The sequence below is a fragment of the Agrobacterium sp. GW821-FHT14E08 genome, assembly GCF_058803865.1.
Genome location: NZ_JBXAPJ010000004.1, coordinates 190701 through 206915 on the forward strand (window position 1 = coordinate 190701; position 16215 = coordinate 206915).

At 61.3% G+C, this 16215-nt stretch carries 15 protein-coding genes; 8 read left to right on the forward strand and 7 right to left on the reverse strand.

Annotation, left to right across the window (positions count from 1 at the left end; all coding sequences use genetic code 11):
* Positions 1-13 precede the first annotated feature (13 nt).
* The 5 genes from AC1ROR_RS17120 to AC1ROR_RS17140 are packed head-to-tail and all read left to right on the forward strand — an operon-like array spanning position 14 to position 4699.
* Positions 14-886 carry a branched-chain amino acid ABC transporter permease gene (locus AC1ROR_RS17120; protein WP_498590151.1) on the forward strand — a complete coding sequence of 291 codons (873 nt, stop codon included), beginning with the start codon at positions 14-16 and terminating at the stop codon, positions 884-886.
* Positions 883-1791, forward strand: a complete 909-nt coding sequence (locus tag AC1ROR_RS17125; protein WP_498590152.1) for a branched-chain amino acid ABC transporter permease — start codon at positions 883-885, stop codon at positions 1789-1791. Before AC1ROR_RS17120 ends, AC1ROR_RS17125 begins: the two co-directional genes overlap by 4 nt.
* Positions 1788-2516 carry an ABC transporter ATP-binding protein gene (locus tag AC1ROR_RS17130; RefSeq protein ID WP_035224858.1) on the forward strand — a complete coding sequence of 243 codons (729 nt, stop codon included), beginning with the start codon at positions 1788-1790 and terminating at the stop codon, positions 2514-2516. The genes AC1ROR_RS17125 and AC1ROR_RS17130 overlap by 4 nt, the downstream gene beginning before the upstream one ends.
* A complete protein-coding gene (locus AC1ROR_RS17135; protein WP_498590153.1) occupies positions 2509-3231 on the forward strand; it encodes an ABC transporter ATP-binding protein in 723 nt (240 codons plus the stop codon). Before AC1ROR_RS17130 ends, AC1ROR_RS17135 begins: the two co-directional genes overlap by 8 nt.
* Before the next feature lie 16 nt (positions 3232-3247).
* Positions 3248-4699, forward strand: a complete 1452-nt coding sequence (locus AC1ROR_RS17140) for an aldehyde dehydrogenase (RefSeq protein ID WP_498590154.1) — start codon at positions 3248-3250, stop codon at positions 4697-4699.
* Positions 4700-4729: 30 nt separating this feature from the next.
* Here the strand turns inward: AC1ROR_RS17140 and AC1ROR_RS17145 are convergent, their stop codons facing one another.
* A complete protein-coding gene (locus AC1ROR_RS17145) occupies positions 4730-5626 on the reverse strand; it encodes a choline sulfate utilization transcriptional regulator (RefSeq protein ID WP_498590155.1) in 897 nt (298 codons plus the stop codon).
* A gap of 94 nt (positions 5627-5720) precedes the next feature.
* On the opposite strand from AC1ROR_RS17145, the gene choX reads away from it, so the two are divergent.
* Positions 5721-6674 (forward strand): choline ABC transporter substrate-binding protein, encoded by a 954-nt coding sequence (gene choX / locus AC1ROR_RS17150; protein ID WP_498590156.1) that lies wholly within the window; start codon positions 5721-5723, stop codon positions 6672-6674.
* Between the two features lie 14 nt (positions 6675-6688).
* Complete coding sequence (gene betC, locus AC1ROR_RS17155) at positions 6689-8203, forward strand: choline-sulfatase (protein ID WP_498590157.1); 1515 nt, start codon at positions 6689-6691, stop codon at positions 8201-8203.
* Positions 8204-8218: 15 nt separating this feature from the next.
* Here the strand turns inward: betC and AC1ROR_RS17160 are convergent, their stop codons facing one another.
* Genes AC1ROR_RS17160 through AC1ROR_RS17185 form a run of 6 tightly spaced genes read right to left on the reverse strand, consistent with a single transcriptional unit; the run spans position 8219 to position 14727 of the window.
* Complete coding sequence (locus tag AC1ROR_RS17160; protein WP_498590158.1) at positions 8219-9109, reverse strand: carbohydrate kinase family protein; 891 nt, start codon at positions 9107-9109, stop codon at positions 8219-8221.
* Entirely contained in the window at positions 9106-10146 is a 1041-nt protein-coding gene (locus AC1ROR_RS17165) for an ABC transporter ATP-binding protein (protein ID WP_498590159.1), read from the reverse strand. Before AC1ROR_RS17165 ends, AC1ROR_RS17160 begins: the two co-directional genes overlap by 4 nt.
* Positions 10146-11660 (reverse strand): argininosuccinate lyase, encoded by a 1515-nt coding sequence (gene argH, locus AC1ROR_RS17170; RefSeq protein WP_498590160.1) that lies wholly within the window; start codon positions 11658-11660, stop codon positions 10146-10148. Before argH ends, AC1ROR_RS17165 begins: the two co-directional genes overlap by 1 nt.
* 4 nt (positions 11661-11664) lie before the next feature.
* A complete protein-coding gene (locus AC1ROR_RS17175; RefSeq protein ID WP_035224874.1) occupies positions 11665-12507 on the reverse strand; it encodes a carbohydrate ABC transporter permease in 843 nt (280 codons plus the stop codon).
* Positions 12504-13445 (reverse strand): carbohydrate ABC transporter permease, encoded by a 942-nt coding sequence (locus AC1ROR_RS17180; protein ID WP_035224876.1) that lies wholly within the window; start codon positions 13443-13445, stop codon positions 12504-12506. The genes AC1ROR_RS17175 and AC1ROR_RS17180 overlap by 4 nt, the downstream gene beginning before the upstream one ends.
* Before the next feature lie 16 nt (positions 13446-13461).
* Positions 13462-14727, reverse strand: coding sequence for a sugar ABC transporter substrate-binding protein (locus tag AC1ROR_RS17185; protein WP_498590161.1), 1266 nt, complete (start codon positions 14725-14727; stop codon positions 13462-13464).
* Positions 14728-14971: 244 nt separating this feature from the next.
* Between AC1ROR_RS17185 and AC1ROR_RS17190 the strand changes: the two genes are divergently transcribed.
* The gene (locus tag AC1ROR_RS17190; protein ID WP_498590162.1) at positions 14972-16198 is read left to right on the forward strand and encodes an ROK family transcriptional regulator; all 1227 of its coding nucleotides are present in this window, start codon (positions 14972-14974) and stop codon (positions 16196-16198) included.
* Positions 16199-16215: the final 17 nt, after the last annotated feature.

The following is a 16215-nucleotide window of genomic DNA, read 5'->3' on the forward strand; positions in this document are numbered from 1 at the left end:
TGGAGACATTCCCTTGTTTTTATCCACCCTCATCTTCGGCTTGATGCTGGGAGGGACCTATGCGCTGATCGCGCTTGGACTTTCGCTGCAATATGGCATCGCCCGCATCATGAACCTTGCTTATGGCGAAGTGCTGATTGCGGCTGCCTTCATCACCTTCGTGCTGTTTTCCGCCTATGGCCTGTCGCCGCTCTGGTCGCTTTTCATCATCGCGCCGCTCGGTTACGCCCTGTCCTTCGTCATCTACCGGGTCATGATGCGGCCGCTGGTGCGCCGTTCGGGCGGCTCCGGCCGTCTGGAGGTCGATTCCATTCTGGCGACCTTCGGGCTGCTCTTCGTTATCCAGGGCATCATGCTCGTAGTGTTCGGCGGCAACTACCATTCCTATTCCTATCTCTCCGATGGTGTCGACATCTTCGGCACGACGGTAGCGCTGAACCGGCTCCTGTCGTTCATCCTGTCGGTCGCGATTGGCGGTGGGCTTTATCTGGCGCTCACCCACAGCCGCTGGGGTCTCAACCTGCGGGCGGTGGCGCTCGCGCCCAAATCCGCGCCGCTGGTCGGCATTGATGTGAACCGCGTGGCCTCAATCGGTTTTGCCCTTGGCGGTGCACTCGCCGTGGCAGGTGGGGTGATGATCTCGATGTACCAGACCTTTTCCGCCTCCTATGGCGTGGTCTTCACCATGAAGGCGCTTGTCGTTGTCATCATGGGCGGTGTCGGCAATCTGCTCGGCGCGCTGGTGGCCGGCCTGCTGCTCGGCCTCGTGGAAACCTTCGTGCTCGTTTATGTCGATCCCGGCCTCACGCTTGCCGCCACCTATCTGCTTTTCCTCGTGGTGCTGCTCTGGCGTCCGGAAGGCATCTTCGCAAGGAGGGGCAAATGATCCCGCTTCTCATCGGCCTTGCCGCAGCCGCGCTGCTGGCGCTTTCCCCCTTCTTTTTCGATGCCTATGGCGTCGGCGTCATCATCGGCCTTCTCGGCTATGCGACGCTCGCCTCTGCCTGGGCGATGTTCTCCGGCCCGACGCGTTACATTTCGCTCGCCACCGTCGCCTTCTTCGGTGTCGGGGCCTATACGGTTGCGGTGCTGAGCGAGGTTTTGCCATGGCCGCTGGTGCTCCTGTGCGCGGCCCTTGTCGGCGCGGCGCTGGCGCTGGTCGTCGGGCTTTCCACGCTGCGCGTCGCCGGCATTTATTTCGTGATCTTTTCCTTTGGCCTTGCCGAACTCATCCGCCAGCTCATCACCTGGTATGAGGTGAATGTGACCGGCACGCTCGGGCGCTACATCTTCCTGCCGCTGGAGCCGCAGCATGTGCTTTGGCAATTGCTGGCGCTGGCTGTCATCACCCTTCTGCTGGTGATCCTTATCGACCGCAGCAAGCTCGGGCTGGCGCTGAAGGCAATCGGCGACGACGAGGTCGTGGCCGCCCATGCGGGCATTGATCTCGCCCGCACCAAGCTGACGCTCTTCGTGCTTTCCGCCACGATCATCACGCTTGTCGGTGCCATTCAAGCCCCGCGCTGGGTCTACATCGAGCCGGCCATCGTCTTTAATCCGCAGGTATCGTTCCTCACCGTCATCATGGCCCTGCTTGGCGGAGCCACACGCCGCTGGGGACCCATTCTCGGTGCGGTGCCGCTGTTCCTGCTGTTCGAGTGGCTGGGCGCCAACTTCCCCAATCATTTTTCCATCATTCTCGGTGCTCTCTTCATTCTCATCGTCTTTGTTCTGCCGGATGGCGTGCTGGCGGCGCTGGAGAAATTGCGCAAAAAGGAGAAAGCCGCATGAGCGCCGTTCTCGAAATCACCGATATCCGCAAGACCTTCGGCGGACTGAAGGCGGTGGATGGCCTTGGTCTCACCATCGAGGCCGGCGAGGTCGTCGGGCTGCTCGGGCCGAACGGTTCCGGCAAGACGACACTGATGAACCTGATCTCCGGGGCGCTGAAGCCGACCGAAGGGTCGATCCGGCTCAAAGGGCAGGAGATTGCCGGCCGGCGGCCGGATATGATTGCGCGCGCCGGCGTGGCGCGCACCTTCCAACTCGTGCGGCTTTTGCCGTCGCTTTCCCTGCTCGAAAACGTTGCCGTATCGGCCATGTTCGGGCCGCAACGGCTTTCACGCCCCGAGGCGGAGAAGGTTGCGCGCGCCTGCCTGGAACGGATAGGTCTTGCCGGGCGGGAGACCCTGCCTGCCGGCGATCTCACCTATATCGACCAGAAACGCCTTGAACTGGCGCGTGCGCTGGCTGGCGAGCCGAAGCTTCTGTTGCTGGATGAATGGCTCGCCGGCCTCAACCCCACAGAACTGCAGGAAGGAATAGCGCTGATCCGGCGGCTGGCATCGGAGGGTACGACGATCCTGCTGGTGGAACATATCATGGCCGCCGTGCGGGCGCTCTGCCCGCGCTCCGTTGTCATGGCGGCCGGCCGCAAGATCGCCGACGGGCCGACGGCAACGGTGCTTGATGATCCGCAGGTCATTTCCGCCTATCTGGGAGCGGCACATGCTTGAAATAGACGCACTGACAATCCGTTACGGCAAACATCTCGCGGTTGACGGCATATCGCTCAATGTCGCCAAGGGCGAAACGGTGGTGCTGCTTGGCGCCAATGGCGCTGGCAAGTCGTCGCTGCTGAAAGCGATCGGCGGCATGGTTGCGCCGGCCTCCGGCGACGTGCGCGTCAACGGTTCGTCGCTTGCCGTCGTCCCTGCCCATCAGATCGTGGAGCGGGGCGTGGCGCTGGTGCCGGAGGGGCGCGGAATTTTCGCGGCGCTGACGGTGGAGGACAATCTCCGTCTCGGGGCCAATCCCCGCCATGCCCGTTCAGCGGAAAAGGCGACAAGAGAGCATATTTTCTCGCTGTTTCCCCGCCTTGCGGAGCGGCGGCAGCAGCTTGCAGGCACCATGTCCGGCGGCGAACAGCAGATGGTCGCCATTGGGCGGGCGCTGATGTCGGCGCCGGATTATCTGCTGCTGGACGAGCCGAGCCTTGGCCTTGCGCCCATCGTTACGCAGGAACTTTTTGCCGCCCTGGCGGAGATCAAGAAGAGCGGCCTTTCCATTCTGCTTGTGGAGCAGAATGTGCGCGAAAGCCTTGCGCTTGCCGATCGCGGTTATTTGCTGGAAGCAGGACGGATTGTCGGGGCAGGCACGGCTGAGGCCCTGTCCGCTGATCCCGCCGTGCAACGGGCGTTTCTCGGCGGCACCACCGCCGCCATTGTCTGAACTCAGGAGAAAGACCATGCAGACTGTCAATCTTTTCATCGGCGGCGATCATTGCCCGGCCGCGAGCGGCAAGCGTTTCGAACGCAGCAACCCCATTACCGGCGACGTGGCGACGAGTGCTGCGGCGGCAACGGTGGAGGACGCCACGCGTGCGGCCGATGCCGCGGCGGCCGCTTTTCCCGTCTGGTCGGCAACGCCGCCCGGTGAACGCCGCCGCCTGCTTCTGGCTGCCGCGCAGGCGCTTCTCGCCGCCGGGCCTGATATTACCCAGGCGATGAAGGACGAAATTGGCGCGACCGATGCCTGGGCCGGGTTCAACGTCAAACTGGCGAGCGACATGCTGGTGGAGGCGGCAAGCCTGACCACCCAGATCAAGGGCGAGATCATCCCTTCCAACCGTCCGGGAACCATGGCGATGGCGCTGCGCCAGCCGGCGGGCGTCGTCCTGTCCATCGCACCGTGGAATGCGCCGGTCATTCTCGGCGTGCGCTCCATCGCCACGCCGCTCGCCTGCGGCAATACGGTCGTGATGAAGACCTCGGAACTTTGCCCGCGCACCCATGCGCTGATCATCGAAGCAGTCGCTTCGGCCGGTCTGCCCAAGGGCGTGCTCAACGCCGTCTCCAATGCACCGGAAGATGCTGCAAAGATCGTCGATACGCTGATCGCGCATCCCGCCGTCAGACGCGTGAATTTCACCGGCTCGACCCGCGTCGGCCGGGTGATTGCCGAAACGGCCGGCCGTTATCTGAAACCCGCTTTGCTGGAGCTTGGCGGCAAGGCGCCGTTCATCGTGCTTGATGACGCCGATATCGATGCGGCGGTCGCGGCCGCCGCTTTCGGCGCATACATGAACCAGGGTCAGATCTGCATGTCGACGGAACGCATCATCGTGCTCGACAGCGTTGCCGATACATTTGTCGAGGCCTTCGCCAAAAAAGCGTCGAGCCTCACGGCCGGCGATCCGCGTGAGGGCAAAACACCGCTCGGCTCGCTGGTCAGCGCCGAAGCGACATCGCGCATCCGGGCGCTGGTGGATGACGCCGTCTCCAAGGGCGCGCGACTGGTTGCGGGCGGCGGCGGCAACGGCACGATGCTCGATGCGATTGCCGTCGATGGCGTCACCCCCGCCATGCGGCTTTATGCGGAGGAAAGTTTCGGTCCCGTTGTCTCCATCATCAGGGCTGGCAGCATCGATGAGGCGGTGAGCATCGCCAACGAAACCGAGTTCGGCCTCTCCGCCGCGATTTTCGGCAGGGATCAGGCGAGGGCGCTTTCGATTGCCGCCCGCATTGAAAGCGGCATATGCCACATCAACGGCCCGACCGTTCACGATGAAGCGCAGATGCCCTTCGGCGGGGTCAAGGCCTCCGGTTACGGCCGCTTCGGCGGCACGGCGGGCATTGCGGAATTCACCGAACTGCGCTGGGTCACGCTGCAGGATGGGCCGCTGCATTATCCCATCTGAACCGCAAACGGTACAGGCTGGCGGGCGGCGTCACCGCCGCTCGTCGATCAGCCAGCCAGTGAGTTTTCTCACCGCGCTATCGCTGCTTTTCGGCCGCATCAGCCAGTAGCCGCGTCCCGGCGCATCGAGGCTCGGGCCTGCCGTCACCAGCACGCCGGCCTCGAGCAACGGATCGACCAGCCCGGCCCAGCCGAGCGCGAAACCCTGTTCGCCAATGGTTGCCTGCACCACCATGGTGTAGTTGTTGAAGCTGATATCGCCGCCATCATGGTCGGCCATTCTCTGCACGCCGAAATGCTTGAAATAGGCAGCCCAGTCGAACCAGTGCGCCTGCGAGGTGTTTTCGAGGTGGATGAGCTTCCGCCGCGAAAAATCCGCAACGGTTGCGGGCGCCGGTGTCCCGGCCAGCAGGGCGGGCGAGCAGACTGGTGTGACCTTTTCCGAAAGCAGCAATACCGCCCCGTCGCCCGCTTCCTGCCGCGTGCCGAAAATGATCATCACGTCGCTATCGTGTTTGCCCTGGCCGAGCGGGTCCTGCGTGGCGACGATCTGGATATTGATATCCGGATTGAGCGCGCGAAAACCATGCATGCGCGGGATGAGCCATAAGGACGAGAAGGCATAGTCCGTGTGCAGACGGATGGTCTGGCGTTCCTCCGTCCGGCGAAGCTGCTGCGCCAGAAGATCGATGGCGTCGACATTGCGAGAGACGATCTCGAACAGCCTCTGACCCTCCGTCGTCAGTTCGATGCCGCGATGTCTGCGCTGCACGAGCGCCACACCCAGTTCCTCCTCCAGCCGGCGAATCTGATAGCTTACGGCCGGCTGCGTCAGCCGCAGGGATGCCGCCGCCGCCGTCAGGCTGCCGCGGCGGGCAACCTCGGTGAAAATGCGCATCCATCCCAGATCAAGCGGCCGGTCTGACATTAAAATTCCTTATATCAACTATCGAAAAATACCTGCTTCACAGGCAAAAGCAACGTGGTGTTCAATAAACTGGATTGATAAAAGGGGAGCCGCAATGAAAACCATTTCTCATCTGCATCGCATCGCCGCCGGTCTTTTTCTGTCCGTGGCGGCCTTCTCCACCCCGCTTCAGGCGGCCGATGACGCGGCCTGCAAGACGATCCGTCTCAGCGATCCCGGCTGGACCGACATCACCGCTACCAATGGCGTCGCCTCCGTGCTGCTGGATGCCTTGGGTTATGAGGCTGACGTCAAGACGCTGTCGGTGCCGATCGGTTATCAGGCGATGAAAAACGGCGAGATCGACGTTTTCCTTGGCAACTGGATGCCGGCGCAGAAATCCTTCGTGGACGATCTGAATGCCGCCAAGGCGGCCGAGGTGATGACGAAGAACCTCGAAGGCGCAAAGTTCACATTGGCAGTACCGGCCTATATGGCGGAAAAGGGCATCAAGGATTTCGCCGATCTCGCCAAACATGCCGACGAATTCGAAAGCAAGATTTACGGCATCGAGCCGGGTGCACCGGCCAACCAGAATATCCAGAAGATCATCGACGCCGATGATTTCGGCCTGAAGAGCTGGCAGCTCGTCGAATCCGGCGAGCAGGCCATGCTGGCGCAGGTGGAACGGGCGGGCAGGGACAAGAAGGCGGTGGTCTTCCTCGCCTGGGCGCCGCATCCGATGAACGAAAAGATCGATATCGCCTATCTCTCCGGCGGTGATGCCTATTTCGGTCCGAATTTCGGCGGCGCGGAAGTTTATACGCTCGCCCGTACCAGCTGGCCGCAGCAATGCCCGAATGCGGCGACGCTGTTCAAGAACCTGAAATTCGATATCGGCATGGAAAATACCCTGATGGGCTCCATTCTGGATGGCGAGGATTCGAAGGTGGCGGCAGCGGCCTGGCTGAAGACCAATCCGCAGGCGCTGGATGGCTGGCTGCAGGGCGTTACCACGCTGGATGGCAAGCCGGGTGCGGACGCCGTCAAAGGCAAGCTTGGTCTCTAAGCCGGAAAGTCGAAATGTCGCGTCCCAATATCCTGATCCTGATGGCCGACCAGTTCAACGGGACGTTTTTTCCCGATGGCCCGGCCGATTTCCTCCACGCACCCCATCTCAAAACACTGGCGAAGCGGTCCGTCCGCTTCGCCAACACCTATACGGCAAGTCCGCTCTGCGCGCCGGCCCGCGCCTCCTTCATGTCCGGGCAATTGCCGAGCCGCACGCGGGTTTACGACAATGCCGCCGAATTTGCTTCCGATATCCCCACCTATGCGCACCACCTGCGGGCCGCGGGTTATTACACCGGCCTCTCGGGAAAGATGCATTTCGTCGGCCCGGACCAGCTGCATGGCTTCGAGGAGCGCCTGACGACGGATATCTATCCAGCGGATTTCGGCTGGACACCCGATTATACCAAGCCGGGTGAGCGGATCGACTGGTGGTATCACAATCTCGGCTCGGTTACCGGCGCAGGCGTCGCCGAAATCACCAACCAGATGGAGTATGACGACGAGGTGGCCTATAACGCCACCCGCAAGCTTTACGACCTGTCGCGCCGCCTTGACGACCGGCCGTGGTGCCTGACGGTCAGCTTCACCCACCCGCACGACCCCTATGTGGCGCGGCGGAAATTCTGGGATCTTTACGAGGACTGCCCGGCGCTTGATCCGCAGACACCGGCGATTGCCTTCGATGAACAGGACCCGCATTCGAAACGGTTGCTGGAAGCCTGCGATCACGAAGCTTTTGATATTTCGCCGGAGCAGATACGCCGCGCACGGCGCGGATATTTCGCCAATATCTCCTATATCGACGAAAAGGTCGGCGAAATCCTCGACGTCTTGAAGGCGACGCGGATGGAGGAGGATACGATCATTCTCTTCCTGTCCGACCATGGCGACATGCTGGGCGAGCGCGGGCTGTGGTTCAAGATGTGTTTCTTCGAGGGTTCCGCCCGCGTGCCCTTGATGATCGCCGCGCCCGGCTGGCAGCCGGCCTTGATCGACACGCCGGTTTCGACGCTGGATGTCACACCGACGCTGTGCGGATTAGCAGGGCTCGATATCACTTCGCTCAAACGCTGGACGGATGGCGAGGATCTGGCGGCGCTGGCCAAGGGAACCGGTGAGCGCGGCCCGGTGCCGATGGAATATGCCGCCGAAGGCTCCATCGCACCGCTCGTTGCCCTCCGCGACGGCCGCTATAAGCTGTCGGTTTGCGAGGCCGATCCACCGCTGCTCTATGATCTCGAGGCCGACCCTGAGGAGCGGATGAACCTTGCCGACGACCCTGCTTTCAGCGCCGTTCTTTCATCGCTTTCCGCTGAAATCGGCCGGCGCTGGCAGCTCCCGGCTTTCGACGCGGCGGTGCGGGAAAGCCAGGCGCGTCGCTGGGTGGTCTACAAGGCGCTGCGTAACGGCGCTTATTACCCGTGGGACTACCAGCCTCTGCAGAAAGCCTCCGAACGCTACATGCGCAACCACATGGACCTTAACGTGCTGGAGGAAAACCAGCGCTTTCCGCGCGGGGAATGACGCGGGCAGGGCGCGTCACGCGGCGGTTGCCCTTGGCGCGCCGCCCGCCGCCTGCACCGCAAGGCTGCCCGCCGCAACACCCGCCTTGAGGCATTGTTCGTCGCCCTGCCGCTGAAGCCATGCGTCAAGAAAGCCGGCATTAAAGGCGTCGCCCGCGCCCGTCGTGTCGATGACCGGGACCTTTTGAGCCGCCGCGTGCCGAAGCCCGGCTGAAGAGGATACCCATGCGCCCTGCGCGCCGCCTTTGAGGGCGACGAGGGGAAAAGCCTCCGCCAGCGCCCCGATGGCCGCTTCCGGTTCTGCATGACCCGTAATCGCTTCGGCTTCCTCGAGATTGGGTAAAAAGACGTCGACGCCCGCACAGGCGTTGAGCAGCCCCTTGTCATATATCAGTGCCGCGTCCCAGCTCGGATCAAGCGAGACGGACAGGCCGTTTGCCTTCGCGCGGGAGACGAGATCGGGGATTTCGTGCAACGTGGCGAATTCGGCGATATGCAGATGGCATGCCCCGTTCCAGGCAAAGGCGGCATCAAGGGTTGAAGGGCGAACGGCGCCGGCGCGGCGCGTCAGAAACGCCCGGTCCTGCCCGACGACGCTTGCCACCGTGACCTGCGGCCCCGCATCCGCCGAATGCTCCAGAAATTGCAGGTCGACGCCGCTTTGCTGCATCTTCTCGCCGATCGCGCGCGAGAGCGTGTCGGTGCCGAGCCTTGCCAGCAGCGCCGCCGGACGGCCGATATGGGCGAAATGCGCGGCGGCGATGAAGGCCCCGCCGCCGGCGGCAATTTCCATGTCGCTGGCAAAGAGTTCCCGGCCGAGCACCGGCAATTCATCGAGCCCGGTGAAAATAAGGTCGCAATAGATCCGCCCGATGCTGATGACGGCTGTTTTTTCTGTTGTCATCATGCACGGCCCAGAAGCTTTTCCGTTTTCGCATCAAAAAGGTAGAGCGCCCCCGCCTCGGCGCGGCATCGCAGCCGGCTGCCGACGGCCGGAATGGATTTGCCTCTGGCTGTTGCTATCACGGAGGTCGTGTCCGTATCCAGATGAACGAGCGTTTCCGGACCGAGCGGCTCGACGGCTGTGACCGTTCCCTCGAGAGAAAAGGCGTCCTGGGCCGCCTCGCTCTCCCCAACGAGCAGATCGTGCGGTCGGACGCCGATCAAAAGATCACCCGTTGCCGAAGGCACGATGCGGTTCGTCGCTCTGGCGCCGCGCAACAGGTTCATGGAGGGACTGCCGATGAAGCGCGCGGTGAAAATATCCACCGGCGTCTCGTAAAGTTCCGTCGGCGTGCCGACCTGCAGGATATGGCCGTCCTTCATCACGACGATCCGGTCCGCCATGGTCATGGCTTCGACCTGATCGTGGGTCACGTATACGGTAGTTGTCTTAAGACGCTGGTGCAAGCGCTTGATTTCAATGCGCATCTGCGATCTCAACTGCGCGTCGAGATTGGAGAGCGGCTCATCGAAAAGGAAGGCGGCGGGATCGCGCACCATGGCGCGTCCGATGGCGACGCGCTGCCGCTGGCCGCCCGACAGGGCCGCGGGACGGCGGTCGAGCAGGGCTTCAAGCCCCAGCACCCGGCCGGCCTCTTCGATGCGCCGGTTCTTTTCCGTCTTGTCGAGCTTTGATGTATAAAGCCCGAAACCGATATTCTGGCGAACCGTCATATGCGGGTAGATCGCATAGTTCTGGAAGACCATGGCGATGTTGCGCTGTTTCGGTTCTTTCTCATTGACGACATTTCCGGCGATTTTCAGTGTGCCGTCGGAAATCTCCTCCAGCCCGGCGATCATGCGCAGCGTGGTGGATTTGCCGCAACCGGAAGGGCCGACGAAAACGACGAACTCGCCGTCTTTAATGGCAAGATCTATGCCTTTGACCGCCTCGACCTTGCCGTAGCGCTTCACGAGTTGATTGAGTTCGATTGTCGCCATTATCGCGCTCCCGTCAGGGCGGTAAATTTCTCTGTCAGTTCTGTGGCTTTCGCCGCTTCGTGCTCGGCGGATCGCTGCGCTTCCGCTGCCAACTCACCCAGCCTGTCTCGATAGGCCGCAATGGCCTCCCGCATCGGCTCGGGGGCAGGGCCGCCAAAGCGGCTGCGAACCGCGACGAAATGTTCCGGCGAGACGATCTGCCTGAATTTTTCCTCGTCAATGCCGGTGTCGCGCCCTGTCAGCTCATGGAAGGCTTTTAGGAACGGCTGGTAACCGTCATTCGGCAGATCGCCCTTCAGTGCGACGACGCTTCTGGCGACGGTTGCGGCAATTTCATGGGCCTGGCGGAAAGACAGGTCCTCGATGCGGACAAGCGAATCCGCCAGTTCGGTGATGGTGATGCAGGAGCGGCGAATATTCTGGTCAACCCGCTCAGGATCGATGCTGATCTGGCCAACGAGGCTGGCGAGGAGATCGAGAACGCGGCCAGCGGATGTGAAAGCCTCGTAACCCATGCCCTGGGTTTCACCCTCGCTGTCATTCATGTCGGTGAAGGGCGTGTTGTGCATCACGTCAAGTACGGTCCGCGCCCGGCCGAATGTCTGGCTGGCGAGGTGGCGCAGATGTTCGATCGGCACCGGGTTGCGCTTCTGCGGCATGATGGAGGAAATCTGCACCAGCGAATTCGGCACGTAGATCTGCCCGACTTCGAAGCTTGTCCAGAACTGGAAGTCCTGAATGAGCCGGCCGAGATGCAGGAACATCAGCTCGATCGCGCCATAGGTTGCCGTCGTGTAGTCGACGGCGGCGATGCAGGAATAGGAATTGCGCAAGGGTGCGGCAAAACCCAGCAATTCGGCAACGCGCGCACGGTCGATGGGAAAACCCGAGGTGGTGATGGCGGCAGCGCCCATCGGAGAAAGATCGACGATGCGGCGGGCCTCCGCGAAGCGGTCAATATCCCGGATCAACACCTCGATGGCGGCAGAGAGGTAATGGCCGAAGGTGGTGGGCTGGGCTGGCTGCCCATGCGTGTAGGCTACGATCAGCGTGGATTGATTACGCTCGGCGGCGTCGATCAGGGCTTTCAGCAAAACCCGCGCCTTGGCGGTGAGGGTGTCGATCTTGTCCTTGAGGCCGATCTTGAACAGCGTGTGGTCGATATCGTTTCGCGAACGGGCCGTGTGCAGGCGGCCGGCGACATCGACGCCGATACGGGCTTTCAGTTCCTTTTCGATCAGGAAGAAAAAATCCTCGACCTCGCCGGTATAGACCAGCTCCGATGGTTCGATGGTTCTGTCGATGTCTTCGAGCGCGCCGGCGATCTTCGCCGCGGTATCCGCATCGAGAATGCCGGTTTCCCGAAGCATGACGAGGTGTGCGCGGTCGATGCGGCGGAAACCGTCCACGTGGTGGTTCTTGGCGCCGTCGAAAAGCGGGCGCAGCACGGTTTCCTTGTAGACGGGATCGGGGAACTTGCTGGTATCCGACTGGCGCGGGTTCATATCGGCCATGGTATTATCCTTTCAGACCCGCCAGCATCACACCGCGAACGATGTAGCGTTGCAGGACGATGAAGACGATGAGGGTGGGGATGGTCGCAATGGCTGCGCCCGTCATGATCATTTCCCATTGGATCTGCTGTTCCACGGCAAAGCTCGAGAGGCCGACCGGCAGCGTATAAAGTTCCTTGCTTGTCGTGACGATCAGAGGCCAGAAAAATGCCGTCCAGTTGCCGAGGAAGGTGAATATCGCGAGTGCGGAGAGCGCCGGCGTCACCAGTGGCAGGGCGACTTTCCACCAGATCTGGAACTCGTTGAGCCCGTCGACGCGCGCGGCCTCGATGAAGTCGTTCGGAACCGTTTCGAAGAACTGCTTCATCAGGAAGGTGCCGAAAGCCGTCATCATGCCCGGAAACATGATGCCCCAGTAGCTGTCGAGCCAGCCCAGCTGGCTGGACATCAGATACCAGGGAATGACGAGCATTTCTGTCGGTATCATCAGCGTGGACAGGATCGCGAGGAAGATGAAGTATCGGCCACGAAACTCGAATTTCGCCAGCGTATAACCGACCAGACTGTCGAAGAAGCAGTTGGACACGGTGACGATGACCGCAACCAGCATCGAGTTGAAGAACCAGCGCAGGAAACGGCCGTCGGCCATGACGGTGATGTAATTCGCGATCGTCGGGGCAGCCGGAATGAGCCTGAGGTCATAGACCTGGTCCGCCGTCTTGAACGATGTCGAGAACATGAAGAGCAGCGGCGAGACCATGATGAGGCCGCCGATAAACAATATGGTCCAGGCGATGATGCGGCCGGGGCGGATGCGGGCGTGGGAGAGTGGCGGCGCTTCGCTCATTTCTTTTCCCTCAGGACCCAGAGCTGGATCAGCGATACGACGAGAAGAATGGTGAAAAGGACAACCGTCTGCGCTGCCGCATAACCCATGGCATAGGAGTTGAACGCGGTCTGGTAGATCATCAGCACCAGTGGTTTCGTTGAGCCGAGCGGTCCGCCCGGATCATTGGTGGTCATGTTGTAGACCTGGTCGAAAATGCGCAGGAAGCCGATCGAGGAAAACACGACGAGGAAAACGGTGGTGGGTTTCAGAAGCGGAAGTGTGATCTTTCTGAGGATTGCCCATTCACCGAGCCCGTCGATGCGGGCAGCTTCGTAGAAGGTCGTCGGAATGGCGCGCAGGCCGGCCATGAAAATGATGATCTGGAAACCGAGACCTGCCCAGATGGCCGTCACCATGATCGAATAGAGCGCCTGATCGGTGGAGCGTATGAAAGGCTGCTGCGGAATACCGAGAAGGCCGAAGACATCGTTGATGATGCCGATCGGCGGCGGTTGGTAAAACCAGCGCCAGACCCAGGCCATGGCCGCTGCGGTGGTCAGATAGGGCAGGAAATAGAGCGCGCGGATGAAGCCGTGCAGGATGCGCACCCGGTCAAGATAAAAGGCGATGACGAAAGCCAGAACGAGGCTGATCGGCGTTCCGATGATCAGATAGGTGAAGGTGTTCCTGAAGACCTTCCAGAACTGCGGGTCCTTGAACAGCTTGGCGTAGTTGGCGATGCCGATGAATTTTGCCGGCCGCAGCAGGTCCCAGTTGGTGAAGGACAGCCAGAAGGCCTGCAGCGTCGGGTAAAAGCGGATGACGCTGTAAAACAGGATCGGGATCGCCAGAAAGCTCCAGATCCACAAAAGCCGTTTTGTGCGCATGGAAAGGCGATCTCCAATGGAGCCGCCGGGGCGGCCGGATGCCGCCCCCTGTTGATCGATCGCTGTCATGTCTGGACCTGCGGTTTTAAGGTTTCGCCGCGTCGATGATTTCCTGCTCGGCGCCGGCAGCCTGCTTGACGGAATCCTCGACGGACTGGCCTTCGAGCAGGATCCGGTTCGTCATGTCGATGGCATTCTGCCGCTGGGCGGCTTCGTCCTTGAACAGGGTCGTATGGGCGTATTCGAGGCCCTTCAGGAACGGCGCATAGACCGGGTCCTTCAGGTTCTCTTCGGTCAGTGCCGCCGCCCGCCGCGCCGGCAGCTCGCCGACGGTCTTCAGCCAGATCGCCATGGCTTCCGGTGACGAGATGTAAGCCAGGAACTTCTTGGAGGCTTCCAGTTCTTCGCCGCTCGTCTTGGCGCTGATGCCGTTTGCGAAATAGCTGGCATAGTTGGAGCGGATATTCTTGTCATTGGTGGGAAGCTCGGTCACGCCCCACTCGAAATCCTTGATGGTTCTGAAGGATCCCAGACGGAACGTGCCGTCGATGGTCATGCCCGCCTTGCCGGCGCGGAAGGCGGCCTGGCCTTCATCCATGAAGCCCACCTGGCCGATCTTCTTTTCAAGCTGCAGGCTCGTATAGAATTTCAGGGCCTGAACGCCCGCTTCGCTGTCATAGGTGACTTTCTGGTCATTGTCGGTATAGGGCTCGCCGCCATACTGGCGGATGAGAACCTCGCGCCACCATTGGTGGTCCTGGCCGCCCATATCAAGGGTGGAGCCGGCAACGGTGAGGTTTCCGGCAGCATCGTGCTTGGCGATCTTTTCGGCCGCGGCAACAAATTCGTCCAGCGTCTTCGGCGGATTGGCGGCGTCAAGGCCGGCCTCCGTGAAGAGCTTCTTGTTGTAGAAAAGGGCGAGCGAACGCACCGCCGTCGGCAGGCCGTAATAATCGTCGCCACGTTTCATGGCGCTGACGATCGGGAAGAAATCGCTCTCGATCTTGTCATGCGGGAAAGCATCGGTCGGCAGGGGCTGCAGGATGCCGCCGGCTGCAAATTTGTCCAGCCAGCCGTAAAACAGCTGCATGACATCAGGGCCCTTGCCGGACATGTTGGCGGCAATGACGCGCGTCTGATAGTCGGCGTAAGGGAAGGTCACCTGCTTGACGGTGATGTCGGGATTGGCCTTCTGAAACTCCGCGATCAGCTCATCCATGGCCTTGACGCGTGTGTCGAAGACATATTGCCAATATTCGATTTCAACCGCCTGCGCGGCGTTGAATGCAAATGTACTGAAACCGGCAACCAAGCCGGCGAACAAAGTTGCCCTGCGCATGTAAGCCTCCATTTCCTCCGTCCGGTCTTCCGGATGCGGAGCGATCGTTCCCTTTATCCGCGCTTTCGCGCGTGCTCATCGATTTGCCGGAAGCGGGATTTCATCAATTCCGCCCCATGCAAACCTGACCCCCGGTCGCTCTCTACGGTTCTCTGAAGGCGGGCATTTGTCAATAAGATAATTTACTTGAATTATTATATTGCGCTTATTGTCATTTCGACGCTATGAATTTTCTAACGGACGGGAAGTTGAAGAGATGACGGTGCACACGGTGGACGATTATCCCGTAGCAATCGGAAAAAATCCTGAGCGGAGCCGCGAGCATAATCGGCGAGTCGTCCTCGACATCGTCCGGCGGCACGGGTCGCTGGGCCGTGCCCAGATTGCCAAGATAACGCATCTGACGCCACAGGCGGTGGCCAATATTGTCGATGAGCTTGTGGGCGAGGCGTTGCTGAAGGAGCTTGGCCGCCGCCGCAGCGGCAGGGGGCAACCGCCAATCCAGTTCGCCGTCAATCCGGACGGCGGTGCAACGATTGGCGTGGAAATCGCCGCCGACCATATGGTCACCGTCGGCCTCGACCTTGCCGGCATGTTGCGCACCCAGCGTATCACGCCCCTCAGGGACACCACGCCGGAAGCCATATTCAAGACCTTCGCGGCCGAGCATGCCGCGGTTGCGAAAAATCTCGGTTGCAGGCTGCTCGGCACCGGCGTCGTCATGCCCGGCCCGTTCGAGATCGATGGCATGACGTCCGTTGGCCCGACAACCCTTTCAGGCTGGGGCGGCATTGATGCCCGGCAGATGCTGAGCGATGCCTGCGGCCAGCCGGTGGTGGTGGAAAACGACGCGACGGCCGCTGCTGTCGGCGAACGGCTGTTCGGCGCGGGGCTGGCGATCCCGAATTTCTGCATGATCTATTTCGGCGTCGGTATCGGCCTCGGCATCATGCAGGAGGGCTCGCCCTATCGCGGCGCATTCGGCAATGCCGGTGAAATCGGTCACGTCACCGTCTCGCCGAAGGGAAGGCCTTGTCCCTCCTGCGGGCAAAGAGGTTGCCTGGAGGCCTATGCTTCCGTTTACGTGCTCAAGGAAAAACTCGTCTGCGACGGTGTCGCGGATACGGAGCTCGACGATCTCGAAGCCCTGTTCAAGGCGGGTAATCCCGTGGTGCTGGAGTGGATCGACGAGGCTGCCATCCATCTGGCGCCAATGGTTGCGATGCTCGAGAATATTCTCGATCCGCAGACGGTTATTCTCGGCGGTGCACTGCCCGAGGTCATCATCAGCGAGATCATTGCGCGGATGGGGCATCTGCCCACCTCGGTCGCAAGCCGGCGGCAAAGGGAGTTGCCGCGCGTCATGCACGGCAAGTCCGGACAATTGACGGCGGCGCTCGGTGCTGCCGCCTTGCCGCTGTTCGACATCGTTACACCGAAACTGGAGACGTCCCCGGGTGCCGCAGCGCAGGCGCCGGGCTGAATATTGGAGGAGACCGC

Bases quoted from the DNA above. Each gene is read 5' to 3' on its own strand.
- AC1ROR_RS17125 (WP_498590152.1), top strand. From the start codon at position 883: ATGATCCCGCTTCTCATCGGCCTTGCCGCAGCCGCGCTGCTGGCGCTT.
- AC1ROR_RS17130 (WP_035224858.1), top strand. From the start codon at position 1,788: ATGAGCGCCGTTCTCGAAATCACCGATATCCGCAAGACCTTCGGCGGA.
- AC1ROR_RS17135 (WP_498590153.1), top strand. From the start codon at position 2,509: ATGCTTGAAATAGACGCACTGACAATCCGTTACGGCAAACATCTCGCG.
- AC1ROR_RS17140 (WP_498590154.1), top strand. From the start codon at position 3,248: ATGCAGACTGTCAATCTTTTCATCGGCGGCGATCATTGCCCGGCCGCG.
- AC1ROR_RS17145 (WP_498590155.1), bottom strand. From the start codon at position 5,626: ATGTCAGACCGGCCGCTTGATCTGGGATGGATGCGCATTTTCACCGAG.
- choX (WP_498590156.1), top strand. From the start codon at position 5,721: ATGAAAACCATTTCTCATCTGCATCGCATCGCCGCCGGTCTTTTTCTG.
- betC (WP_498590157.1), top strand. From the start codon at position 6,689: ATGTCGCGTCCCAATATCCTGATCCTGATGGCCGACCAGTTCAACGGG.
- AC1ROR_RS17160 (WP_498590158.1), bottom strand. From the start codon at position 9,109: ATGATGACAACAGAAAAAACAGCCGTCATCAGCATCGGGCGGATCTAT.
- AC1ROR_RS17165 (WP_498590159.1), bottom strand. From the start codon at position 10,146: ATGGCGACAATCGAACTCAATCAACTCGTGAAGCGCTACGGCAAGGTC.
- argH (WP_498590160.1), bottom strand. From the start codon at position 11,660: ATGGCCGATATGAACCCGCGCCAGTCGGATACCAGCAAGTTCCCCGAT.
- AC1ROR_RS17175 (WP_035224874.1), bottom strand. From the start codon at position 12,507: ATGAGCGAAGCGCCGCCACTCTCCCACGCCCGCATCCGCCCCGGCCGC.
- AC1ROR_RS17180 (WP_035224876.1), bottom strand. From the start codon at position 13,445: ATGACAGCGATCGATCAACAGGGGGCGGCATCCGGCCGCCCCGGCGGC.
- AC1ROR_RS17185 (WP_498590161.1), bottom strand. From the start codon at position 14,727: ATGGAGGCTTACATGCGCAGGGCAACTTTGTTCGCCGGCTTGGTTGCC.
- AC1ROR_RS17190 (WP_498590162.1), top strand. From the start codon at position 14,972: ATGACGGTGCACACGGTGGACGATTATCCCGTAGCAATCGGAAAAAAT.